Origin of the sequence: Streptomyces sp. NPDC048111, assembly GCF_043202815.1 — a bacterium.
GTDB lineage: Bacteria > Actinomycetota > Actinomycetes > Streptomycetales > Streptomycetaceae > Streptomyces.
In genome coordinates this window covers 440,924-463,215 of record NZ_JBIDBD010000002.1, presented here as the reverse complement: position 1 = coordinate 463,215, position 22,292 = coordinate 440,924, and the positions used below count along the sequence as shown (strand labels likewise).

General features: G+C 72.4%; 20 protein-coding genes. 11 read left to right on the top strand and 9 right to left on the bottom strand.

From position 1 onward, the window contains the following. Positions 1-31: 31 nt before the first annotated feature. A complete protein-coding gene (locus ACGF3I_RS06800) occupies positions 32-523 on the bottom strand; it encodes a hypothetical protein (RefSeq protein ID WP_393129522.1) in 492 nt (163 codons plus the stop codon). Here ACGF3I_RS06800 and ACGF3I_RS06795 point away from each other — a divergent pair. Next, the gene (locus ACGF3I_RS06795) at positions 466-852 is read left to right on the top strand and encodes a zf-HC2 domain-containing protein (protein WP_393129521.1); all 387 of its coding nucleotides are present in this window, start codon (positions 466-468) and stop codon (positions 850-852) included. The two genes, ACGF3I_RS06800 and ACGF3I_RS06795, sit on opposite strands and share 58 nt — an antisense overlap. Here ACGF3I_RS06795 and ACGF3I_RS06790 read toward each other — a convergent pair. Further along, positions 753-1,373 (bottom strand): sigma-70 family RNA polymerase sigma factor, encoded by a 621-nt coding sequence (locus tag ACGF3I_RS06790; RefSeq protein ID WP_393129520.1) that lies wholly within the window; start codon positions 1,371-1,373, stop codon positions 753-755. The two genes, ACGF3I_RS06795 and ACGF3I_RS06790, sit on opposite strands and share 100 nt — an antisense overlap. Positions 1,374-1,647: 274 nt before the next feature. On the opposite strand from ACGF3I_RS06790, the gene ACGF3I_RS06785 reads away from it, so the two are divergent. Further along, a complete protein-coding gene (locus ACGF3I_RS06785; RefSeq protein ID WP_393129519.1) occupies positions 1,648-2,850 on the top strand; it encodes a CapA family protein in 1,203 nt (400 codons plus the stop codon). Between the two features lie 13 nt (positions 2,851-2,863). On the opposite strand, the gene ACGF3I_RS06780 is transcribed toward ACGF3I_RS06785, so the two are convergent. Further along, a complete protein-coding gene (locus ACGF3I_RS06780; RefSeq protein ID WP_393129518.1) occupies positions 2,864-3,343 on the bottom strand; it encodes a universal stress protein in 480 nt (159 codons plus the stop codon). A gap of 71 nt (positions 3,344-3,414) precedes the next feature. On the opposite strand from ACGF3I_RS06780, the gene lysX reads away from it, so the two are divergent. Then, positions 3,415-6,681 (top strand): bifunctional lysylphosphatidylglycerol synthetase/lysine--tRNA ligase LysX, encoded by a 3,267-nt coding sequence (lysX, locus tag ACGF3I_RS06775; RefSeq protein WP_393129517.1) that lies wholly within the window; start codon positions 3,415-3,417, stop codon positions 6,679-6,681. A gap of 143 nt (positions 6,682-6,824) precedes the next feature. Continuing rightward, positions 6,825-7,658 carry a polysaccharide deacetylase family protein gene (locus ACGF3I_RS06770; protein ID WP_393129516.1) on the top strand — a complete coding sequence of 278 codons (834 nt, stop codon included), beginning with the start codon at positions 6,825-6,827 and terminating at the stop codon, positions 7,656-7,658. A gap of 92 nt (positions 7,659-7,750) precedes the next feature. Here the strand turns inward: ACGF3I_RS06770 and ACGF3I_RS06765 are convergent, their stop codons facing one another. After that, positions 7,751-8,410, bottom strand: a complete 660-nt coding sequence (locus ACGF3I_RS06765; RefSeq protein ID WP_393129515.1) for a class F sortase — start codon at positions 8,408-8,410, stop codon at positions 7,751-7,753. A gap of 325 nt (positions 8,411-8,735) precedes the next feature. Between ACGF3I_RS06765 and ACGF3I_RS06760 the strand changes: the two genes are divergently transcribed. Continuing rightward, positions 8,736-9,227: a hypothetical protein gene (locus tag ACGF3I_RS06760; RefSeq protein WP_393129514.1), complete on the top strand. Its 492-nt coding sequence runs from the start codon at positions 8,736-8,738 to the stop codon at positions 9,225-9,227. A gap of 96 nt (positions 9,228-9,323) precedes the next feature. On the opposite strand, the gene ACGF3I_RS06755 is transcribed toward ACGF3I_RS06760, so the two are convergent. The 3 genes from ACGF3I_RS06755 to ACGF3I_RS06745 all read right to left on the bottom strand — a co-directional run bounded on the left by ACGF3I_RS06755 (position 9,324) and on the right by ACGF3I_RS06745 (position 11,474). Continuing rightward, complete coding sequence (locus tag ACGF3I_RS06755; protein ID WP_393129513.1) at positions 9,324-9,878, bottom strand: hypothetical protein; 555 nt, start codon at positions 9,876-9,878, stop codon at positions 9,324-9,326. A gap of 207 nt (positions 9,879-10,085) precedes the next feature. Continuing rightward, the gene (locus tag ACGF3I_RS06750) at positions 10,086-10,850 is read right to left on the bottom strand and encodes a hypothetical protein (protein WP_393129512.1); all 765 of its coding nucleotides are present in this window, start codon (positions 10,848-10,850) and stop codon (positions 10,086-10,088) included. 27 nt (positions 10,851-10,877) lie between these two features. Further along, positions 10,878-11,474 (bottom strand): hypothetical protein, encoded by a 597-nt coding sequence (locus ACGF3I_RS06745; protein ID WP_393129511.1) that lies wholly within the window; start codon positions 11,472-11,474, stop codon positions 10,878-10,880. A 226-nt stretch (positions 11,475-11,700) separates the two neighbouring features. Here ACGF3I_RS06745 and ACGF3I_RS06740 point away from each other — a divergent pair, with 226 nt between their 5' ends. The 3 genes from ACGF3I_RS06740 to ACGF3I_RS06730 all read left to right on the top strand — a co-directional run bounded on the left by ACGF3I_RS06740 (position 11,701) and on the right by ACGF3I_RS06730 (position 15,905). Further along, entirely contained in the window at positions 11,701-12,663 is a 963-nt protein-coding gene (locus tag ACGF3I_RS06740) for an SCO0930 family lipoprotein (RefSeq protein WP_393129510.1), read from the top strand. Between the two features lie 258 nt (positions 12,664-12,921). Then, positions 12,922-13,734 (top strand): SAM-dependent methyltransferase, encoded by an 813-nt coding sequence (locus tag ACGF3I_RS06735; protein WP_393129509.1) that lies wholly within the window; start codon positions 12,922-12,924, stop codon positions 13,732-13,734. Beyond that, positions 13,731-15,905: a putative bifunctional diguanylate cyclase/phosphodiesterase gene (locus ACGF3I_RS06730; RefSeq protein WP_393129508.1), complete on the top strand. Its 2,175-nt coding sequence runs from the start codon at positions 13,731-13,733 to the stop codon at positions 15,903-15,905. Before ACGF3I_RS06735 ends, ACGF3I_RS06730 begins: the two co-directional genes overlap by 4 nt. A gap of 29 nt (positions 15,906-15,934) precedes the next feature. On the opposite strand, the gene ACGF3I_RS06725 is transcribed toward ACGF3I_RS06730, so the two are convergent. Next, positions 15,935-16,843, bottom strand: coding sequence for a LysR family transcriptional regulator (locus tag ACGF3I_RS06725; RefSeq protein ID WP_393129507.1), 909 nt, complete (start codon positions 16,841-16,843; stop codon positions 15,935-15,937). An 83-nt stretch (positions 16,844-16,926) separates the two neighbouring features. Here ACGF3I_RS06725 and ACGF3I_RS06720 point away from each other — a divergent pair, with 83 nt between their 5' ends. The 3 genes from ACGF3I_RS06720 to ACGF3I_RS06710 are packed head-to-tail and all read left to right on the top strand — an operon-like array spanning position 16,927 to position 20,358. Further along, positions 16,927-17,655: a succinate dehydrogenase gene (locus ACGF3I_RS06720; RefSeq protein WP_393129506.1), complete on the top strand. Its 729-nt coding sequence runs from the start codon at positions 16,927-16,929 to the stop codon at positions 17,653-17,655. Between the two features lies 1 nt (position 17,656). Beyond that, positions 17,657-19,606 carry a fumarate reductase/succinate dehydrogenase flavoprotein subunit gene (locus ACGF3I_RS06715; RefSeq protein ID WP_393129505.1) on the top strand — a complete coding sequence of 650 codons (1,950 nt, stop codon included), beginning with the start codon at positions 17,657-17,659 and terminating at the stop codon, positions 19,604-19,606. After that, positions 19,603-20,358 (top strand): succinate dehydrogenase/fumarate reductase iron-sulfur subunit, encoded by a 756-nt coding sequence (locus ACGF3I_RS06710; protein ID WP_393129504.1) that lies wholly within the window; start codon positions 19,603-19,605, stop codon positions 20,356-20,358. Before ACGF3I_RS06715 ends, ACGF3I_RS06710 begins: the two co-directional genes overlap by 4 nt. 76 nt (positions 20,359-20,434) lie before the next feature. Here the strand turns inward: ACGF3I_RS06710 and ACGF3I_RS06705 are convergent, their stop codons facing one another. Continuing rightward, positions 20,435-22,183 carry a carbohydrate binding domain-containing protein gene (locus ACGF3I_RS06705; RefSeq protein WP_393129503.1) on the bottom strand — a complete coding sequence of 583 codons (1,749 nt, stop codon included), beginning with the start codon at positions 22,181-22,183 and terminating at the stop codon, positions 20,435-20,437. Between the last annotated feature and the right edge of the window lie 109 nt (positions 22,184-22,292).

Here is a 22,292-nt window from a genome sequence, read left to right as displayed (position 1 = left end):
TGTTGACGTCCCGTCGGGCGGCGCGCCGCGATCAGAACAGATGGATCGCCAAGTGGCCCAGCGGCAGCCCGAGTTCCCACGCCGGCGTCCACACCCGCGGCTCGTCCTCCGCGGCCCGCGGGTCCGCCGCGCCGGGCGCCACCGCGTCCAGGTCCGCCGCCAGCAGCTCGGTCTCCTCCAGCCACCGCCAGGCGGCCCGCGCCATCGCCACGTCGGGCCCGCCCTCCCGGTCCGGCGACAGCTCGTCCAGGCGTGTGCGCACCCAGCGCCGCCAGGGCCGGCCGGCCGCGGTGAGCGAACTCCACTCCTCCAGGCGGGCCACCACCCGGGCGCCGTCGACCGCCCCGTCGGACAGGAAGATCGTCAGGGCGAGCGCGCCCCTCCCCGCCCTGAACTCCAGGGTCGTCGGCGGCATCAGATCGCCGGTCCGCAGCAACTCGTCGGCGATGTACTCCGCGTACATCCATGCCATCGGCACCAGCAGTTCGCCACCACTGGTCCCGCTACTTCCCTCCGGACGCATCCTGTCTCGCCTCTTTCATCGACCGTCCCGGCGCTCCCGGGGAGCTCCAGGGAGCATTGAACCGGGGGCGCGTGCCCGCCGTGGCCAGAAGGGCAGGATCCGCCACACGACACGAGGTGCTCATGCATGTGCGACAGCTGTTGGGCGCTTACGTGCTGGGCGCTCTGGAGCCCGGCGAGGAGCGGACCGTCGCCGCGCATCTGCGCCGGTGCGCGGCGTGCCGCACCGCCTACCTGGAGGTCGCCGAGACGCCCTCGCTGCTCGCCCTGCTCACCGAGGCGGACCTGGAACCCATCGCCAAGAGCCCTTCGGGACCTGACGCAGAATAGCCGGGCAGCACCCGGGCGAGTGCGCGCAAGGCGTAGTACGAACGGGACTTGACCGTCCCGGGCGGCACACCGAGCACATCCGCCGCTTCCGTCACGCTCAGGCCGCGGAAGTACAACTGCACGAGGACCGCGCGGTGTTCGGGTGTGAGCGACCTCACGGCGCCGCGGACGTCGAGGGCGGCGGCGCAGCGCTCGGTGTGGTCCCCCGGCTCGGCGGTGGCGAGCAGGACGTCGTCCCGCACCTCGGCGGGCCGGGCGAGCCGGCTGCGCCGCGCGTCGATCGCCAGGTGCCGCGCGACCGTGAACAGCCAGGGCCGCATCGAGCAGTACGGAGCCTCGAACGCCTCCGGGTGCTGCCAGGCGCGCACCAGCGTCTCCTGGAGCAGGTCCTCGGCGCGCTGGCGGTCGCCGTAGGTGAGGCCGAGCAGGAAGTGCAGCAGGGCGGGGCCGTGCGTGCGCTGGAGTTCGGCCAGATCGCGCTCGTGTGCGTAGCGCCGTGGGCCCCTGGCTGCCGTCGTCACCGTGCACTCCCTCTCCCCGAAAGCCGCGATCAGCGGTATCCGACCGCATCCGCGGGGACGGGGACACCCGCGGTACCGCACCCTGCGACGAGCGGTCGAACCGGGCGACGAGTGGTACGGCGAACGGTCGGCGGCGGGGGCGCCGACCCGGCCGCCGGGTGCGTCCGATCCAGCGATCTTGAGTCATATGAACGGCTTTTCGGCTTGACTGGCCCGTTCCGCCGGGGTGGATTTCGGACACACGACCGCCCCCGACCGACGGAGTCCGACGCCGATGCCCCAGCCGACCCAGCGCACCCGACCGGGGGCGGCGGCAGCCCTGGTCCTCCTGCTCGCGGCCACGGCGGGATGCGCCGACGCGCAGCGGCCCGCCGCACAGCCGCCGCACCCCCAGGACGCCCAGCACTCCCCGGCCTCGGGCGCCGCACCCGCGCGGCGCCCCTTCACCCTCGTCGCCACCGGCGACGTACTCCCGCACGACTCGACCATCGCCCGCGCCAAGTCCGATGCCACGGACGGCGGTTACGACTTCCGGCCGATGCTCGCCGGGGTCAGGCCGATCATCTCCCGCGCCGACCTGGCGATCTGTCACATGGAGACGGTGTACGGCCCCGACGAGGGTCCCTTCACCGGCTACCCGGCCTTCAAGGCGCCCCCGCAGGTGGCCGCCGCCCTCAAGGACACCGGCTACGACTCCTGCTCCACGGCCTCCAACCACACCCTGGACGACGGCGCCGACGGCATCGCCCACACCTTGAAGGCCTTCGACAGGGCGGGTCTCCAGCACACCGGATCCGGTCGCACCGCCGCCGAGTCCGCGCGGCCGGCACTGCTCACGGCCGGCGGCGCCAAGCTCGCCCAGCTCGCCTACACCTACGACACCAACGGCTATCCGATGCCGGACGGGCAGCCCTGGGCGGTGCACCTCATCGACCAGAAGAAGATCGTCGCGGACGCCCGGGCGGCGCGGGCCGCGGGCGCCGACATCGTCGTCGTCAGCCTGCACTGGGGCACCGAGTGGCAGGACGAGCCCGACCAGCAGCAGCTCGCGCTCGGCAAGGCACTGACCGCCTCCCGGACCGGCGGCCGCCCCGACATCGACCTGATCCTGGGCACCCACGCCCACATCCCGCAGGCGTACGAGAAGGTCAACGGCACCTGGATCGTCTACGGCGAGGGCGACCAGATCGCGGGCGAGATGTTCAACGACTCCGGTGCGCGCGACAGCCGCGGCAACATGAGCTCGATCGCCCGGTTCACCTTCGCACCGCCCGTGCGGCCCGGGGCGCGCTGGGAGGTCACCAGGGCGGAGTTCGTCCCGCAGTGGATCGACGTGGAGCGGGGCCGCGTGATGAGCCTGCCGGCGGCGCTCGCGACGTCGCCCGGCCGCGAGGACTACACCGAGGCCCTGGACCACATCCGCGCGGCCGTCCTCAGCCGGGGCGCCGCCAAGGACGGCCTGACGATGTCCCGCTAGCGCGGCCCGGCCGTTACGGCACCACGGTGACCGGCCAGCGGCCCGCCTTGACCAGACGGACCGCCACCGAGCCGACGATGCGGTGGCCGGCCGACTCCGAGGCACCCACCACGACCGCGTCCGCCGTCAGCTCGTCGGCCGCGGTCACCAGTCCGGAGTAGGGGTCGCCGCGGAAGGTGTGGAACTCCCACCGCACGTCCCAGATGCCCCGCACCCGCTCCGCCGCCGCCCTGATCTCCGCGACCAGGCCCTCGGCGATCTCGCCCGTGGCATCGCCCACGGGCGCGCCCAGCGCGGCACCCGCCCCGAGCACCGGCTGGACGTACACGAGGGCCAGCAGCGCGTTCTGGCGGCGGGCCAGGCCACTGGCGTACGCGGCGGCTCTGAGCGAGGAGTCCGAACCGTCGACACCGGCGACGATCACCTTGGGGCCGTCGGTGCCGCGTTCGAAGCGCTGGGACTCGGGATGGGGCTGGGGCCGCTGCTCTGTCACGCCCCGAGGCTAACGGGCCGCCCGCCGCCTCCGACAGGCGCCCCGGCGCCGCCCTCCCTAGAGTGCGGAACATGACTGTCAGCCAGGCGGCGCCCATTCCGTCGCGGACCGGCTTTCTGGGGCGGGTGCCCGAAGCGTTCGCGATGTTCTTCGGCGCGCTCGGCCTGTTCTGCGCGGTCATCGCGCTGATCCCGCCGCTGCGCCGGCTCCTGCACCCCGTCTCCTGGTTCCTCGACCGGGTCACCGTCCCGGTCAGCGCCAACCTCGCCTACGCCGTCTTCCTGCTGCTCCTCGCGGCGGCCATCGGGGCCCGCAAGAAGGTCGCCTGGTGGCTGGTCGTCATCTACCTCGGCCTGCTCTTCCTGCTCGACGTCCTGCTCGTCGCCGTCACCGAATGGGCCTGGATCGCCAACGGACTGCTGTGCGGCGCGGCGCTGATCGTGCTGGTCCTGGCCCGCCGGCAGTTCTACGCACAGACCCGCAGGGGCGCCTTCCGCCGCGCGGTCGGAGTGCTCTGCCTCGGGCTCGCCGCCGGCGTCCTGGTCGGCTGGGGCCTGGTCGAACTGTTCCCGAACACGCTGCCGCGCGGCCAGCGGCTGCTGTGGGCCACCAACCGCGTCTTCGGCGGCCTCGTCTCCAACGGCCGCTTCGACGGCAGCCCGCCCCGGCCCCTGTACTTCTTCCTCGGCCTGTTCGGCGCCATCGCCCTGCTGACCGCCGCCTCCACCCTCTTCCGCTCGCAGCGCATGGAGGCCGCCCTGCACGGCGACGAGGAGCCCCGCATCCGGGCCCTGCTCGGCGCCTACGGCCGGCAGGACTCGCTCGGCTACTTCGCCACCCGCCGTGACAAGGCCGTGGTGTTCTCGCCCAACGGCAAGGCCGCCGTCACCTACCGCGTCGAGGCCGGCGTGGCGCTCGCCAGCGGCGACCCGGTGGGCGACGCGGGGGCCTGGGGTCCCGCCATCGACGCCTGGCTCGACGTCGCCCGCCAGTACGCCTGGGCGCCCGCCGTGATGGGCGCCTCCGAAGAGGGCGCGACCGCCTACGCCCGGCACGGCCTCGGCGCCATCCAGCTCGGCGACGAGGCGATCCTCGACGTCGCCGCGTTCGACCTCGACGGCCGCGACATGCGCGTCACCCGCCAGGCCGTCCACCGCGTCGCGCGCACCGGCGCCACCACCCGCATCCGCCGCCACCTGGCGCTCACCGACGAGGAGATGCGGCAGATCGTCGACCGCGCCGACGCCTGGCGCGACACCGAGACCGAGCGCGGCTTCTCGATGGCGCTCGACCGGCTCGGCGACCCCGCCGACGGCGACTGCCTCCTCGTCGAGGCCTTCGACGCCGAGGGCCGCCTCATCGCGCTGCTCTCCTTCGTGCCCTGGGGGCCGGACGGCATCTCGCTCGACCTGATGCGCCGCGACCGCAGCGCCCCCAACGGGGTCATGGAGTTCATGGTCGCCGAACTGTGCGCCGGCGCACCGAAGTTGGGGGTGCGCCGCATCTCGCTCAACTTCGCGGTGTTCCGCTCGGCCTTCGAGGAGGGCGCCCGCATCGGCGCCGGGCCGGTGCTGCGCCTGTGGCGCAAGCTGCTGCTGTTCTTCTCCAAGTGGTGGCAGCTGGAGGCCCTGTACCGCTCGAACGTCAAGTACCGGCCCCAGTGGTTCCCGCGCTTCCTGTGCTACGGCGACGCCGGCTCGCTCGCCCGCGTCGGCCTCGCCTCCGGCATCGCCGAGGGCTTCGTCTCCGTCCCGAGCCTGCGCAAGCTCTGGGGCAAGGGCCGCCCCAAGGGCGTCGTCAAGCCCGTGACCACCGCGCACCTGCCCTCCATCGAGGCCCTCGGCCTGACCGGCCCGGCCACCGAGTTGACGGAGCGTCACCTCACCGACCAGGAGCGGGTGCGCCACCACAAGCTCGACCGGCTGCGCGCCGACGGCACCGACCCCTACCCCGTCGTCATCGCCGCCCGCACCCACACCCTGGCCCGGCTCAGGACCGAGGGCGAGGGCACCGCCGCCACCGTCGCCGGCCGCGTCATGGCCGTACGGGACTTCGGCGGCGTCGTCTTCGCCGTGCTCCGCGACTGGTCCGGCGACCTCCAGCTGGTCCTGACCCGCGAAGGCGCGGGCCGGGCCGTCCTCGACCACTTCACCCGCGACGTCGACCTCGGCGACCACCTCACCGCCACCGGCGTCACCGCCACCACGGACAAGGGCGAGTTCTCGCTCTTCACCACCGCCTGGCAGATGACCGCCAAATGCCTGCGCCCCCTGCCCGACAAACGCCGCGGCCTCGCCGACCCCGAGGCCCGGGTGCGCCGCCGCTACCTCGACCTGGTGGCGAGCCCCGAGGCGCGCGACGTGGTCCGCCACCGCTCCACCGCCGTCCAGGCACTGCGCCAGGGCCTGCTCGAACGCGGCTACCTGGAGGTCGAGACGCCGATGCTCCAGCAGATCCACGGCGGCGCCAACGCCCGCCCCTTCACCACCCACATCAACGCCTACGACCTCGACCTCTATCTGCGCATCGCGCCCGAGCTCTACCTCAAACGGCTCTGCGTCGGGGGCGTGGAGAAGGTCTTCGAGATGGGCCGCACCTTCCGCAACGAGGGCGTCTCCTACAAACACAACCCCGAGTTCACGATGCTGGAGGCATACCAGGCCTACGCCGACTACGACGTGATGCTCGACCTCGCGCGCGAACTGATCCAGGGCGCGGCCACCGCCGCCTTCGGCTCCCCGATCGCCCGCAAGGCGGGCCCCGACGGCAAGGTCGTCGAGTACGACATCTCCGGGCCCTGGCCGGTCAAGACGCTGTACGGCGCGGTGTCCGAGGCGCTCGGCGAGGAGGTCGACGCCGACACCGACGAGCAGCGGCTGCGCCGGCTCTGCGACCGGGCCGGGGTGCCGCACACGCCGGAGAACAGCCGCGGCGACGTCGTCCTGGAGATGTACGAGCGGCTCGTCGAGGAACGGACGCAGCTGCCCACCTTCTACAAGGACTTCCCCACCGAGGTCTCCCCGCTGACCCGCCAGCACCGCACCGACGCACGCCTCGCCGAACGCTGGGACCTGGTCGCCTTCGGCACCGAACTGGGCACCGCCTACTCGGAGTTGACCGACCCGGTCGAACAGCGCCGCCGGCTCACCGCGCAGTCACTGCTCGCCGCCGGCGGCGACCCGGAGGCCATGGAGATCGACGAGGACTTCCTCGACGCCCTGGCCTACGCGATGCCGCCCACCGGCGGCCTCGGCATCGGCGTGGACCGCCTGGTCATGTTCCTCACCGGCCTCACCATCCGCGAGACCCTGCCCTTCCCGCTGGTCCGCCGTACCTGACCGCGCCCCGGCCGGAACCGCCGGGTGACTCCATTCGTGCCGGTGTGGGCCGGGTGCTGACGTTTCGTCGGCCCCGCCACGGCCCGTACGCCCTACCCTTCCGCCATGACGAACAAAAGCCGTATGTCGTGAAAAGGGATCAGATGCTCCCCAGTCGGCGAACCCTGCTGCGCGTCACCGCCTGCCTCGGAGCCGCAGCCGCGGTCCGCATGCTGACCGCCGAGGACACCGTCACCCCGGCACCCGCCCCCCGAGCGGCCCCGGCAGCGGGCCCACGGGGCGCCGCCGCACCCCATGCGGCGCCCAGCGCGTACCGCCTGGAACCCATGACCGCCTACCTTCCGCCCCGCTACCACACGGCGCTCCCGCCGGTGCGCACCAGACCCTTCCTCAGCATGCCCCAGCTGGGGGAGCGCTCGATGGTGCTCACCTTCGACGACGGGCCCGACCCTCGCTACACCCCCGGCATCCTCAAGACCCTGCGCGACCACGACGTGCGCGCGGTGTTCTTCCTGTGCGGCGAGATGGCCACCGACAACCGGGACCTGCTGCGCGAGATGCGCGACGACGGACACGTCATCGGCAACCACACCTGGACCCACCCCCAGCTCAACAAGACGCCCTCCGCCACGATCCGCTCGGAGATCGGCCGCACCAGCGAGGTCATCGAGCAGGCGATCGGCGAGGCGCCGCAGTGGTTCAGGGCGCCGTACGGGGCGTGGAACCGCAACGTCTTCGAGATCCAGGCCGAGATGGGCATGGAGCCGCTCGCCTGGACCGTCGACACCCTCGACTGGACCACGCCCGGCACCGCCACCATCATCCGCCGCGTCCTGGACGGGGCCGCACCCGGCGTGGTGGTGCTCTCGCACGACGCCGGGGGCGACCGCTCGCAGAGCGTCGCGGCCCTGCGCACCTATCTGCCCCAACTGCTCGCGCAGGGCTACGCGTTGAAGGTGCCGCCGCGCCGCAGATGAACCCCGGGCCGCCGCCCCCGGCGACCGCGCCGGGCGGCGCCGGGCCGTCCGCACCCGGCCCCGCCCGGCCGCTCCGGGTCCGCGACGGGGGGCTACTTGACGGACACCATGCGGGCGAAGGCCACCACGTTGCCGTCGTAGCCCCGGGCCCTGGAGAAGCCGCCGCCGCACGTGATCACCCGGAGCTCCGGGTGCCCGGTGTCGCCGTACACCCGGGTACCCGGGAAGCTCGCCTTGTCGAACACCTCGACGCCGTAGACCTCGAACACCGCGGTGCGGCCGTCGAAGCGCTGCACCTCGATGTGGTTGCCCTTCTGGAGCGAGCCGAGCCCGTAGAAGACGGCTGGCCCCTTCATGTTGTCCACGTGGCCGACGATCACCGACGTACCGCGCATGCCCGGGGCCACGCCGTTCTGATACCACCCCGCCAGGTTCGGGTCCTGGGGCGGAGGGGCCTGCACCCAGCCCTGGGCGTCGGTGCCGACGTCCATCAGCGGGGCGTCCACGTTGATCGCCTCGATCCGCACCCGGGAGGCCGGCGCGAAGGGCAGCGGCTGGACCCCCGCCGCCGCGGGGGGCGCGGAGGCCGTCCCCGAACCGCTGGTCAGCGCCGCCGCGGCGGCCGGCTGGGGCGGGCCCATCGTCACATCCGCACCGTTGCGCATCAGCGCGAGGCCGGTGAGCATCACCAGGGCCAGCGCTCCCCACGGGGAGGGCCTGCGACGCTCCATGCGGTACTCGTTCTGCGCCATGTCTCTCCGTCCCTCGCCGTCCGCCCTCAGCGCGCCTTCGAGCACCGTAAGGGCGCCGCGACGGCTCGGCGATCGGAGGGCGGCGAACGGGTGCCGTCCACCGGGCCTGACCCATCCGGGGCATCCCGCGCGGAAATCGACCTGACGGTCTGTGACCTGCGGGTCCGTCAGATTGCGCGGCCGTACGGGGGACGGGCGGTTCACCAGGGTGGATCAGTGCCGAAATGCGGCTTGTATGACTGGCAGTGAGGGTTCGTCATGGGAGGCGTACTCGTCGATCATCCCGGGGCACGGCTCCGGGGCGTCCTCCCATGGAGGTTCAACGATGCGTGCTTCACGCGCTCTACCGGTGGCGCTGGCGGTCGGGATCGCGGTCGGATTCGCCGCCCCGGCGGCCGTCGCAGGAGGCCCGCCCTCCGGCGGCGGGCCGACCAGTGTCGAAGTCGACCCCTCCGTGGTCCACCAGGGCGCCACCCTGAGGATCACCGCCAGGGGCTGCCACAACGGCGGCAGGGTCAGCTCGAACGCCTTCGACGAGGTCCACCTGTCGTCGGGCGACATCAACTACGCCACCGCGCGGATCCACGACCACACGACCCCGGGCACCTACAGCCTGGCGGTCAAGTGCAACGACAACGACCGGGTGGCGACCCGCAGCTTCCGCGTGCTCGAAGGCCGCGGAGCCGACGGCGGGCTCGGCGGCGCCGCCGGCCCGACCGACACCGAGATGGCGGTCGGCGGCACGCTCGCCGGAACCGCCGCGATCGGCGGTGCGCTGTTCGTCGCCCGCCGCCGGCGCCAAGGCGTACGGGTCTGACCGGACGAACCTCCCCGGAAGGTCCCCAACGGCCCGTCGCCCCCGAGTCCTGGCCAGGACTCGGGGGCGACGGGTGTGCGCAGGGGCCTGACGCCGTCAGTGCCTGCGGGCCGCCGAGCGCCGGCGCAGCGCGTAGACCGCGCCGCCGCACGCGGCCGCGACCAGGGTGGCTCCGGCCGCGAGCTCGACGGGGCTCAGGCCGTCGTCCACACTGCCGCCGAGACCGCCGCGGACGCCACGCGGAGCGGTGACCGTGGGCCGGACCGTGGGGCGCACCGTCGAGCTGGTGGTGGGGGAGCCGCCCGTGATCGTCAGCTGGGTGGTGCCGCGGGCGCCGTCGCAGTTGAACGTCACGGTGTAGGAGGCGCCGCGCTTGGCGTCCCAGTCCACCGTGGCATTGCGGGAGCTGTCCTTGGGGATGGTGACGGTGTCGAACACGCCGGAGGACGCCGTCGCGTCGCCGGAGCATCCGGTCACGTTCAGGGTGACCTGACCGCCGGGCGCGATCACCGACGGGGTCACGCTGAAGCCGTAGGGGGTCACGTTGCCCGCGTTGGGCCGGCCGTCGACCGCGCCGGCGACGGCGGGGACGGCGAGCGGGAGAGCGGCAGCGCCGAGCAGCGCGACGGATGCGATGCGTATCGCGCCCATGGTCAATCCTCCGGTCCCCGAGGAGCAGCTGCGGTATCGATGCCGCATATGGGGGGAGATGCACCTCGATGCGCGAAACGCTAGGAGGTGGCCCGGCGTGTCGCGATCGGTGTCCGGCGAACGGGTCATCCAGGTCCCCCGCCCGGACCAGCGAAGGCCCCGCCGGCGGGGCGGGGCCTTCGGGGTGCGGCGGAGCGGCGCGCGACCTCAGCCGATGTTCGGGAACAGGTCGAAGAAGGGGCCGGCCGTCGCCGAGATGCCCCGGCCGAAGGGGGCGTCGAAGTCCCAGATGAGGAAGAGCAGGAAGGCGATCAGGGCACTGAAGAGCCCGGCGAGCAGCAGCTCGCGCCAGGTGCGCCTGATCTGCAGCGTGAAGATCAGGCCGACCGTGACGACGGCCCCGGTGATCAGGCCGAACCAGACCACCCCCGGCATGGTGGCGCCCGCCCCCTGCCCCCGGGCCGTGCGGGCCGCGTCCACGGCGCCGACCTGGTCGACCAGCGGCTGGTAGGCCTGGGCCTCGAAGTCGTTGGCCGGGCGGTAGTCCGTCACGTCCCGCCGGATCGCCTCCAGCTTCTGGGCGCTCTCGTCGGTGAGGTCGCCGTGCTTGGCCATGTGCTTCCACTCGGTGTGCACCACGTACGAGGCGTACGCCTCCACATCGGCCCGGGTCCGGTCGCGGACCTCCGTCGGATACACCTGGACGCGCTGGCTGATCTCGTGCAGCGCCTGCGCCTCCTGCTGGACGTCCGCCTGGGCGGCGCCCCGCCCCTCCCAGACGCCCGCGATGGCGAGGCCGAGCACGATGGCGTACACCACGCCGATCATCATCGTCATGTACTCGATGACGTCAGGGGTGTCGGAGGGATCGTCGTTCTCCGGGTCGACCCGGCGGTTGCTGAACAGGGTGATGGTGAGCACGACCGCACATGCGGCGGCCATGGCGATGACCAGGACGAGCCAGTCGGACAAGGGGGGCCTCTCAAGAAAAAGGGGGGCTCAGCGCGAGCGGGAGCCGGAGCGGGTGCGCAGCAGGGCCGCGCCGAGCACGGCGGGCGCGGTGATCAGCAGCGTGAGGGTGACGGGGGACAGGCGCGGCGCGGGCTTCTTGCGCGGCGGCATCCGATAGGCGCGCAGCGCGAGCCGGGGCGCCGGGGGCGGCCCCGGACGCGCGGAGGCCCCCGGCGCCGGCGGCACGGGAGGGGCGGGCGGCGTGGGCCGGTGCACCGCGGGCGGCTCCGGCGCGGGTGGCGCGGCCGGCGGCTTCGGGCGGGGTGCGGGGCGCGGCGGCGGGGTGGGCCGCGGGGCCGGCTTCGGCGGCGGCTCGGGCGCCGGAGGCGCGGGAGTCGCGGTGGGCGGCACCGGGGTGGGCGTCGGGGTGGGGGTGGGCCGGGGATGCGGGGGCCGCGGGTGCGGGTGCGGTGGCCAGGGGCACCGGTGACCCGTGCCCGCGACCGCCCAGGGCCCGCCCCCGCTGCCCTGCGTCACGGAGGCGTACGCGCAGGCGTCGGCCCGGGTGGCCGGCGCCGGCGCCGACAGGAGCACGGTGAGGGCCGTGGCGGCGAACAGCCGTCCGGCGAGGTGTCGTCCTTGCACTAGGTGATCATCGGGCGGTGGGGCCGCGGCCGTAGGGGGTGTCGAACCGATTCGCCTGAAGGGGGGAGTTCTCGGGGGTGCGTGTTCGACGCGTTGACCTGGCGTTCGGGCCCGGGCGCAAAAAATCCGCGCCCGCGTTGAACGCGGCGCCGCCCGCCACCCGTACTTAGGGCCATCACCCGGCGCACCCGGCGCCTCAACAGCCTTACGGACAACGGGAGTTGACATGAGTACCTGGCGCAGTGCATCGATCGCGGCAGCGGCGGCAGCAGTACTGGCACTGACCGCGACCGGCTGCGGCCAGGACAAGGGCAGCGCCTACGCGGGCAGCAGCGGGAACGGCCAGCCCGTCGGCAACGCGAGCACCGCCCAGCAGCCGGGCGACAACGCCTATGGCTCCGGCGGCGGTTACGGGCAGGCCGGCGGCGCCGAGTCCGCGGCCAAACCGGCCGGACAGCTGACGGTCAGCGACAGCAAGGACCTCGGAAAGGTCGTCACCGACAGTGCCGGCTTCACCCTCTACCGCTTCGACAAGGACACCGCGAGTCCGCCCGCTTCGAACTGCGCGGACGACTGCGCCAAGGCGTGGCCCGCGGTGCCCGCCGACGGGGTCACCGCCGCCGCGGGCACCGACGCCTCGAAGCTCGGCTCGGTCACCCGGGCCGACGGCACCAAGCAGCTCACCATCGGCGGCTGGCCGATGTACCGCTACGCCAAGGACACCAGCCCCGGCGACACCAACGGGCAGAACGTCGGCGGCACTTGGCACGCCGCCGCGCCCGACGGCAAGAAGGCGTCGGCCGCGGCCGCCGCCCCCGCCGAGGCGCTGCCCGGCCTCTCGGTCCGCAAGGACGCCAAGCTCGGCGACATCATCGTGGACGCGCGCGGCATGACCGTCTACCGCTTCAAGAAGGACTCGGCCTGGCCCATGAAGTCCGCCTGCACCGGCGCCTGTCTCCAGAAGTGGCCGGCCGTGGCGCCGGTCGCCAAGAACGACACCAAGGGCATCGCCCTCAAGGGATTCGTCACCTTCGACCGGCCCGACGGCGTCAAGCAGCAGTCCATCACCTGCTGGCCCGTCTACACCTTCTCGGGCGACGCCAAGCCCGGGGACACCAACGGCCAGGGCGCGGGCGGCACGTGGTACGCCGTGTCCCCCGAGGGAAAGCTCGTCGGCGCACCCAAGTAGCCCGGGCCCCGGCCCCGTCGGCCCGTCACCGCGACCCCCCTCCGCGATGACGGGCCGACGCACGTGTCCACCCAGCGATACGATGACGCGCACCGCGGCTCCGGACCGTACGATCCGGCGCACATGCCGTGGGCGTGTGACCAATAACGGACGACCATTTTCCGTTTTTGCTCGCTCTCTCGGCGGACGATCAGTAGCCTCAGGCGCAAACAATGGTCATGGTCATGGCCGTCCTGCGGCGACTTGTTGGAGACATTGATGGAGCGTCCCGCCTGGGCCCCTCAGGGCATCGACATCTCGGTGCCGAGCGTGTCCCGCATATACGACTACTACCTGGGCGGTTCGCACAATTTCGAGGTGGACCGCGAAGCGGCCCGCGAGGCCATGCGATTCATTCCGGGACTTCCCAAGGTCATGCAGGCCAACCGGGCCTTCATGCGCCGTGCGGTGCGATTCGCGGTGGACGAGGGAATCACGCAGTTCCTGGACATCGGATCCGGAATCCCGACTTTCGGAAATGTTCATGAAGTCGCCCAGCGGGCGAACCCACGGGCCCGAGTCCTGTACGTCGATCACGACCCGGTGGCCGTCGCGCACAGCCGGGCCGTACTCGAAGGCAACGAAGGGGCCGGGATCGCCGCGGCCGACCTGCGCAAGCCGCAGGACATCCTGAGCGCCTCGGAGGCCGGCGAACTCCTCGACCTGTCGAAGCCGGTCGCCCTGCTCCTGGTCGCCGTGCTCCACTTCGTCGAGGACCAGGACGATCCGTACGCGGCCGTCGCCGAGCTGCGTGACGCGCTCGCCCCCGGCAGCCTCCTCGTCCTGACGCACGCCTCCTACGAGGGCATCCCGCTGAGCGAGGAAGAGGCCGGCGGCACCGTCGGCGTCTACCGCAACATCAAGAACCCCTTGGTGATGCGCTCGCAGGAGCAGGTCACCCGCTTCTTCGACGGGTTCGACGTCCTGGAGCCCGGGGTGGTCTCGATGCCCCTGTGGCGGCCGGAGGGCGATGCCTCGCACGAGGACCCGTACGCCTTCTCGGGCTTCGCCGGCGTGGGGCGCAAGGCGTGAGCAACCCGCCCGCGACCCCGGCTCCGGACCTCGCGCCGGACGGCCCCGAGGACCGGCTCAGACGGTTCGCGACGATCTGGAGCCGGGCGATCTTCCCGGTGACGGCGACCTCGCTGACCCGCCCCGAGTTCGAGCAGCACCTCGTCCCGCTGGCCCGCCGGCTCATCCAGGCCCTGCACGCACGGCACTTCGACTCCTCGCCCGCCCAGGAGATCGGCGCCGAACTGGTCGCCGTGCACTGCACCGACCCGGACGCCCTGAGCCGCACCCTCGGCGTGGTCGAGTCCTACCTCGTCCTGTACTGCGGCACCGGCGACGAGCTGTCCGCCGAGGAGGCGCGGGCCCGCTGCGCCCGGCTCCAGCACGCCCTCGCGGCCGGCTTCGCCGCCGCGCTGCGCGAACGCACCCGCTCCGAGCAGGAGGCCATCGCCCGCTCCGCCATGTCGGCGCGCAGCGAGGCCCTGGAGGCCCTGCACGCCACCGAGACCCGGTTCCGCGCGGTCTTCGAGGGCGCGGCGGTCGGCATCGGCATCGCGGACCTCCAGGGCCGGGTCCTCGAGGTCAACGAGACCCTCACCCGGATGTTCGGCGGGATAGAGGGCCAGATCCGCAGCCGCAACGTCAGCGAGTGGGTGCACCCCGAGGACGCCCCGCAGGTCTGGCGGCTCTACGACGAGCTGGTGCGGGGCGAACGCGACCACTACCGGGTCGAGAAGCCGTACTACCGGGGCGACGGCACCGTCCTGTGGACCAACCTCACCGTCTCGCTCCTGCGCGACGCCGAGGGCACGCCCCAGTACCAGCTCGCCCTGCTGGAGGACACCACCGAGCGCCGGCTGCTCAACCTGCGGCTGCGCTACGAGGCCACCCATGACGCGCTCACCGGCCTCCCCAACCGCACGCTGTTCTTCGAGCGTCTGGAGAAGGCGCTCGCCCCGGGCGACGGCAAGCGCTTCGGCCTGTGCTACCTCGACCTCGACGGGTTCAAGGCGGTCAACGACAGCCTGGGCCACTCGGCGGGCGACCGCCTCCTGGTGGAGGTCGCCGACCGGCTGCAGAGCTGTGCGACCGGGCCGGGCGAGATGGTGGCCCGGCTCGGCGGCGACGAGTTCGTGGCGCTCACCACGGGCCCCGACACCGAGTTCGAGGCGGACGAGCTGGCCTCGCGCATCCTGAGCACGCTCGCCACCCCGATCCGCATCGAGGGCCGTGAGCTGACCGTGCGCGGTTCCATCGGCGTCGTGGAGGGCCCGGCGGGCGAGCGCAGCGCGGCCGAAGTGCTGCGCAGCGCCGACATCACGATGTACCGGGCGAAGTCCGCGGGCGGCAACCGCTTCGAGTTCGCCGACGCCGAGGCCGACGCCCGGGCCATCACCCGGCACGGCCTCACCAACGCGCTGCCCGCGGCCCTGGAGCGCGGTGAGTTCTTCATCGAGTACCAGCCGCTCGTCCATCTCGGCGACGGCAGCGTGCACGGCGCGGAGGCCCTGGTGCGCTGGTCGCACCCGCAGCACGGGGTGCTGGGACCCGACCGGTTCATTCCGCTCGCCGAGCACACCGGGCTCATCGTGCCGCTGGGCCGCTGGGTGATGCAGGAGTCCGTACGCCAGGCCCGCGCCTGGCAGGAGGCCCACCCCGGTGCCACCGACGGCGGGCCGCTGCGGATCAACGTCAACCTTTCGCCGACCCAGCTCTACCACCCGGGCCTGGTCGCCGACACCGTCGAGATGCTGGAGCGCACCGGGCTGACCCCCGGCGCCCTCTGCCTGGAGGTCACCGAGTCCGCGCTGATCGGCGCCGACGACGACCTCCTCAAGCCCCTGCGCCAGCTCGCCGAGATGGGCGTCGACATAGCCCTGGACGACTTCGGCACCGGCTACTCCAACCTCGCCAATCTGCGCCGGCTCCCGGTGAGCGTGCTCAAGCTGGACCGCTCCTTCACGCAGTCCATGCAGCAGCTGCCCGCCGACCCCGTGGACATCAAGATCGTCGAGGGGATCGTGTCGCTCGCGCACAGCCTCTCCCTCGCGGTCACCGTGGAGGGCGTGGAGACCGGCGCCCAGGCCGAGCAGCTCAAGGAGCTGGGCTGCGACACGGCCCAGGGCTGGTACTACGCGCGTCCCGGTGCCCCGGACCGCATCCACTCGCTGGCCCTCATCGACGCGGTGTGAGGCGCGGCGGCGACCTGGGGGGCGGCCGGTCAGACCGGACGCGTCCCGCGCCGCCCGGCGCCGATGCCGAGCAGGACCCGCTGCAACTCCCGTGCGGCGCGCGGCGGGTCCACGTCGCTGCGGTGGGCCAGCGCGATGGTGCGGCGCAGGCCCGGCCGGGCCAGCGGCGTCACCCGCAGGTCCCCGGACCGGGCCGCCACCATGCTCGGCACCACGGCCACTCCGAGCCCGGCCCGTACGAAGCCGAGCACCGCGTCCATCTCGCCGCCCTCCACGGTGAACGCGGGCTCGAAGCCCTCGGCGCGGCAGGCGGCCACGGTGAGCTCGCGCAGGTCGTAGCCGTGCCGGAACATCACGAGGGGCGCGTCGCGCAGTTCGGCGACGCGCACCGCGTTCCCCCGGCCCGGTGCCGCCTCCGCGGCCGAGGAGACCACCACCAGATCCTCCTGGAGCAGCTCGATCGTGGTGAGCGCGGGCGACCCGGCCGGCAGCGGCAGCACGATCAGCGCCAAGTCCAGGGCGCCGCGCGCCAGTTCGCGCACCAGGTCGTGCGAGCCGCCCTCCTCGATCAGCAGCTGGATGCCGGGGTGACGGTCGTGGAAGGCACGCAGGACGTCCGGCAGCAGCCCCGTGCACAGGCTCGGCGTCGCGCCCAGACGGACCCGGCCGCGCCGCAGCTGGGCGAGTTCCTGTACCTCGATGCGCGCGGTGTCCGCGTCCGCCAGGATGCGCCGGGCCAGCGGAAGCAGCGCCTCGCCCGCGTCGGTCAGCGCGATGTTGCCCCGGGCGCGGCTGAACAGCTCGGCGCCCAGCTCGTTCTCCAGTGCCTTGATCTGCTGGGAGAGCGAGGGCTGCGAGACGTGGACGCGCTCGGCGGCGCGGGTGAAGTGGCGGGTCTCGGCGACCGCCACGAAGTAGAGGAGCTGCTGGAACTGCATCCCTCCACGATAGGTCATTCCTATGGAGATGAGCCGATCCATGTCTTGGACCTCTTGGGTCGTTCGCCTCTAGCGTCAAGGACATGGCTCTGGCAACGCGCACCGAGAAACGGGCGGACCGGCGTACGGGCACACCGCCGTCCCTGCCGCGCACCCTGTGGGACTCGACGGTAGGCAAGAAGACGGTCATGGCCGTGAGCGGTCTGATCATGCTGTCCTACCTGGTCGTGCACATGATGGGCAACCTCAAGATCTTCTTCGGGGCGGGCCGGTTCGACGCGTACGCCCACTGGCTGCGCACGATCGGCGAGCCCTTCCTGCACTACGCCTGGGCGCTGTGGCTCATCCGCGTGGTGCTCGTGGCCGCCGTCGCCGGCCACGCGGTCTGTGCGTACCAGCTGAGCCGCCGCGACCTCCGCGCACGTCCCACCGGGTACGTCCACAAGCGGGCCCGGGCCAGTTACGCGACCCGCACCATGCGCTGGGGCGGCGTCATCCTCGCCCTGTTCATCGTCTGGCACGTCCTGGACCTGACCACCGGCACCGTGCACTCCGGCTTCCGGCCCGGCCACCCCTACCAGAACGTCGTGGACACCTTCTCCACCTGGTACGGGAACACGATCTACCTCGTGGCCATGGCCGCGCTCGCCCTGCACGTCCAGCACGGGTTCTGGAGCGCCGCCCAGACCCTCGGCGCCGGCAACGCCACCCGCGACCGGATCCTCAAGATCCTCGCCAACGCGCTCGCCGTGCTGCTCTTCGCCGGATTCTCCTGCGTCCCCGTCGCCGTCATGACCGGAGTGGTGAGCTGACATGACCTCCTACATCGACTACACCGTCGGCGAGCCGCTCGCGGACGACCGGGCGCCCACGGGTCCGATCGCCGAGCGCTGGGACACCCGCCGCTTCGAGGCGAAGCTGGTCAACCCGGCCAACCGCCGCAAGCACACCGTCATCGTGGTCGGCACCGGCCTCGCGGGCGGCTCGGCCGGCGCGACCCTCGCCGAACAGGGCTACCACGTCGTCCAGTTCTGCTTCCAGGACTCGCCGCGCCGCGCGCACTCCATCGCCGCCCAGGGCGGCATCAACGCCGCGAAGAACTACCGCAACGACGGCGACTCCGTCCACCGGCTGTTCTACGACACCGTCAAGGGCGGCGACTTCCGCGCCCGCGAGTCCAACGTCCACCGCCTCGCCCAGATCTCCGTCGAGATCATCGACCAGTGCGTGGCCCAGGGCGTCCCGTTCGCCCGCGAGTACGGCGGGCTGCTCGACACCCGCTCCTTCGGCGGCGTCCAGGTCTCGCGCACCTTCTACGCCCGCGGCCAGACCGGCCAGCAGCTCCTGCTCGGCGCCTACCAGGCGCTCTCGCGCCAGATCGCCGCGGGGAACGTCGAGTTGCACGCCCGCACCGAGATGCTCGACCTGATCGTGGTGGACGGCAGGGCCCGCGGCATCGTCGCCCGCGACCTGGTCACCGGTCGCATCGACACGTACGTCGCCGACGCGGTGGTCCTCGCCAGCGGGGGCTACGGCAACGTCTTCTACCTCTCCACCAACGCCATGAACTCCAATGCCACCGCGATCTGGCGGGCGCACCGCCGGGGCGCCTACTTCGCCAACCCCTGTTTCACCCAGATCCACCCGACCTGCATCCCGCGTACCGGCGAGCACCAGTCCAAGCTGACCCTGATGAGCGAGTCGCTGCGCAACGACGGCCGCATCTGGGTGCCGAAGGCGAAGGGCGACACACGTCCGGCGGCGGCGATCCCCGAGGACGAGCGCGACTACTACCTGGAGCGGATCTACCCGGCCTTCGGCAACCTCGTCCCGCGCGACATCGCCTCGCGCGCCGCCAAGAACGTCTGCGACGAGGGGCGCGGGGTCGGGCCCGGCGGGCAGGGGGTCTACCTCGACTTCGCCGACGCCATCGCACGGATGGGCCGCCCGGCCGTCGAGGCCAAGTACGGCAACCTCTTCGACATGTACGCGCGGATCACCGCCGAGGACCCGTACGAGACCCCGATGCGGATCTACCCCGCCGTGCACTACACGATGGGCGGCCTGTGGGTCGACTACGACCTGCAGACCACCGTGCCCGGCCTGTTCGCGATCGGCGAGGCCAACTTCTCCGACCACGGCGCCAACCGCCTGGGCGCCTCCGCGCTCATGCAGGGCCTGGCCGACGGCTACTTCGTCCTGCCCTCGACCATCAACGACTACCTCGCCCGCCACCCCCACCAGGAGGCGGTCACCGACGAGCACCCGGCCGTCGCCGAAGCCGTCGCCGAGACCGAGGACCGCCTCAACCTCCTGCTGGCCGTCGACGGCGACCGCACCCCCGACTCCTTCCACCGCGAGATCGGCGAACTCATGTGGGAGCACTGCGGGATGGCCCGCACCGAGGAGGGCCTGCGCAAGGCGCTCGACCGGATCCCGCAGATCCGCGAGGAGTTCTGGCGCCGCGTCAAAGTGCCGGGCAGCGGCGAGGAGTTCAACCAGTCCCTGGAGAAGGCCAACCGCGTCGTCGACTACCTGGAGCTCGCCGAGCTCATGTGCCTCGACGCCCTGCACCGCGCCGAATCGTGCGGCGGTCACTTCCGCGAGGAGTCCCAGACCCCCGACGGCGAGGCCGCGCGCCGCGACGAGCTGTTCTCCTACGCCGCCGCCTGGGAGTTCGCGGCCACCGGCGAGGCCCCCGTCCTGCACAGGGAAGACCTCGTCTTCGAGTACGTCCACCCCACCCAGCGGAGCTACGCATGAAGCTCACCCTGCGCGTCTGGCGCCAGAAGGACGCCCACGCGCCCGGCGCCATGGCCACGTACGACATCGACGGCATCTCGGCCGACATGTCCTTCCTCGACATGCTCGACACGCTCAACGAGGAACTCATCCTCACGGGCCGGGAGCCGGTCGCCTTCGACCACGACTGCCGCGAAGGCATCTGCGGGGCCTGCTCGCTGGTCATCAACGGCGACGCCCACGGACCGGAGAGGACCACCACCTGCCAGCTCCACATGCGCTCGTTCGAGGACGGCGACACCATCGACGTCGAGCCGTGGCGGGCCTCCGCCTTCCCAGTGGTCAAGGACCTGGTGGTGGACCGCTCGGCGTTCGACCGGATCATCCAGGCGGGCGGCTACATCAGCGTGCCGACCGGCGCGGCCCCCGAGGCGCACAGCACCCCCGTGCCCAAGCCGGACGCCGACTTCGCCTTCGAGCACGCCGAGTGCATCGGCTGCGGCGCGTGCGTGGCGGCCTGCCCCAACGGCTCGGCGATGCTGTTCACCTCGGCGAAGGTCAACCACCTCAACGTGCTGCCGCAGGGCGCGCCCGAACGCGAGACGCGGGTCCTCGACATGGTCGGGCAGATGGACGACGAGGGCTTCGGCGGCTGCACCCTGACCGGCGAGTGCGCCACGGCCTGCCCCAAGGGCATCCCACTGCCGTCGATCGCGGCCATGAACAAGGAGTGGCTGCGCGCGACGAGGAAGGTGCGCAAGTCGGGCCGCTGACACGCGCGGAAGCGCCCCCGGGGATCCCGGGGGCGCGCCCGCCCGCTGAACTCGCCCCCTGGCGGGGGCGGTTGGCCTAGGCGACGGAGAGGTCGTCCCCGTACACCGCGCCCTGCCCGTACCAGCCGTGCAGATAGACGGTGACGGTGCCCGAGGCGCCGGTGGTGAACGGCACGCTCAGCTTGGTCCAGCCGCTGGAGCTGGTCCAGGTGCTGCCGGTCGCGCCGCCGCGCACCCCGAGGTAGGCGTAGCCGCCCTGCACCCAACCGCTCAGCGTGTACTTGGTGTTGGGGGAGAGGGTGAGCGTCTGCGCGCACTCGCCGGTCTGTGCGGAGGTGGGCGCGGTCTTCAGGGCGTACGAGCCGCCGTGCACCGGGCTGGAGACCACCCCCGCGCCGCTGTCACAGGTCCACGGAGTGAGCGAGCCGCTCTCGAAGCCGCCGTTGACGAGCGCGCCGGTGTTGCCGCCGGGGCCCGAGACGGTGAGCGTGAAGGTGGCCGAGTGGGCCAGGGTGCCGGCGGTGCCGGTGAGGGTGATCGGGTACGTTCCGGGCGCCGCCGACGCCGAGGCGGCGAGGGTGAGCTGGGCCGAGCCGCCCGCCGTGACCGAGCTCGGGCTGAGCGTCGCCGTGACGCCCGCGGGGGCGCCGGTGGCGGTCAGGGCGAGGGACTTGGCGTTGCCGGAGGTGACGGCCGTGCTCACCGTGGCGGTGGTGGAGCCGCCGGGGGCGACCGAGGCGGAACCGGGCGTGACGCCCACCGAGAAGTCGTCCTGGACGGGGCCCCCGCCGCCGGTGAACGGCTCGAAGGTGTGGCTGAAGTACCAGGTGTCCTGGGCGATGCCGGAGCAGCTGTCCGAGCCGCCGGTGCCCGGGCAGCCGCCGTTGTCGCGCTGCAGGGCCCAGAAGGAGAGGGTGTTGATGCCCTTGGAGACGGCCCAGTTGTAGACGGCGGTGGCGTCCGCCGTGGTGAACGTCTCGGCCGGCCCGTAGTCGTCGATGCCCGGCATCTCGGTGACGCCGACCATGCCCCACAGCTGGGCGGACGACTTGCCCGGGTAGAGCGCGGCCAGCTGGTCGTGGAGCCCGGAGGCCGCGGTCTGGGTGTCGTTCGCCATGTTGTGCGTGGCGCCGTCGTAGTAGTCGAAGGTCATGAGGTTGACGACATCGACCTTCGCGCCGTACTTCACCGCGCTGTTGAGCACCGCGAGCCCGCTGTCGGCGAGTCCGCTCGTGGTGGTGGGCAGGGTGTAGGAGATCTGCACCGAACGCCCGTTGGCCGCCGCCCAGTCCTGCACCTTCTTGATGGCCTGGTTGCGCCGGTCGATGCCCGCCCTGTTGGTCAGCGAGTTGTCCTCGATGTCCATGTCCAGGCGCGAGAGGTCGTAGGTGGTGATCACCTTCTCGTACGCGGCCGCGATCGAGTCCACACTGGTGCAGCTGTCGGCGATCTCGGTGCCGCCGTTGTCGGCCGCGTACCCGCCGAAGGACGGGATGACGTCACCGCCGCGCGAGCGGATGGTGGAGATGTCCGCGCCGAACACGGAGGTGGAGATGGGCTGTTGGGTCGAGCCGTTCCAGTACGGCGTGCAGGACCCCTTCGCCTCGGTCTGCACGAACGCCATCGTCAGGTACTTGGCGCCCGACTTCTGCGCCAGGTCGGCGGGGCTCTCGGAGGAGTACGCCTCGAAGTAGGGCGCGAAGACGTGGGCGGGCAGCGGGGTCGCGGCGTGCGCCGCGCCTCCGGCCCCGATGACCAGGCCGGCGGACGCGGCGACGGTGCTGAGCGTGGCGAGCAGGGCGCGAACGGATCTCGGGCGTCTCATCGGGGCTCTCCGACGGGGTGAGAGAAGGGTGCGGACGCCTCATGATTGGTCTGGACCAACGACCGGTCAAGGGTCTAGGCCAATTCATTCCGCGCGCTTTGCCAGAGGG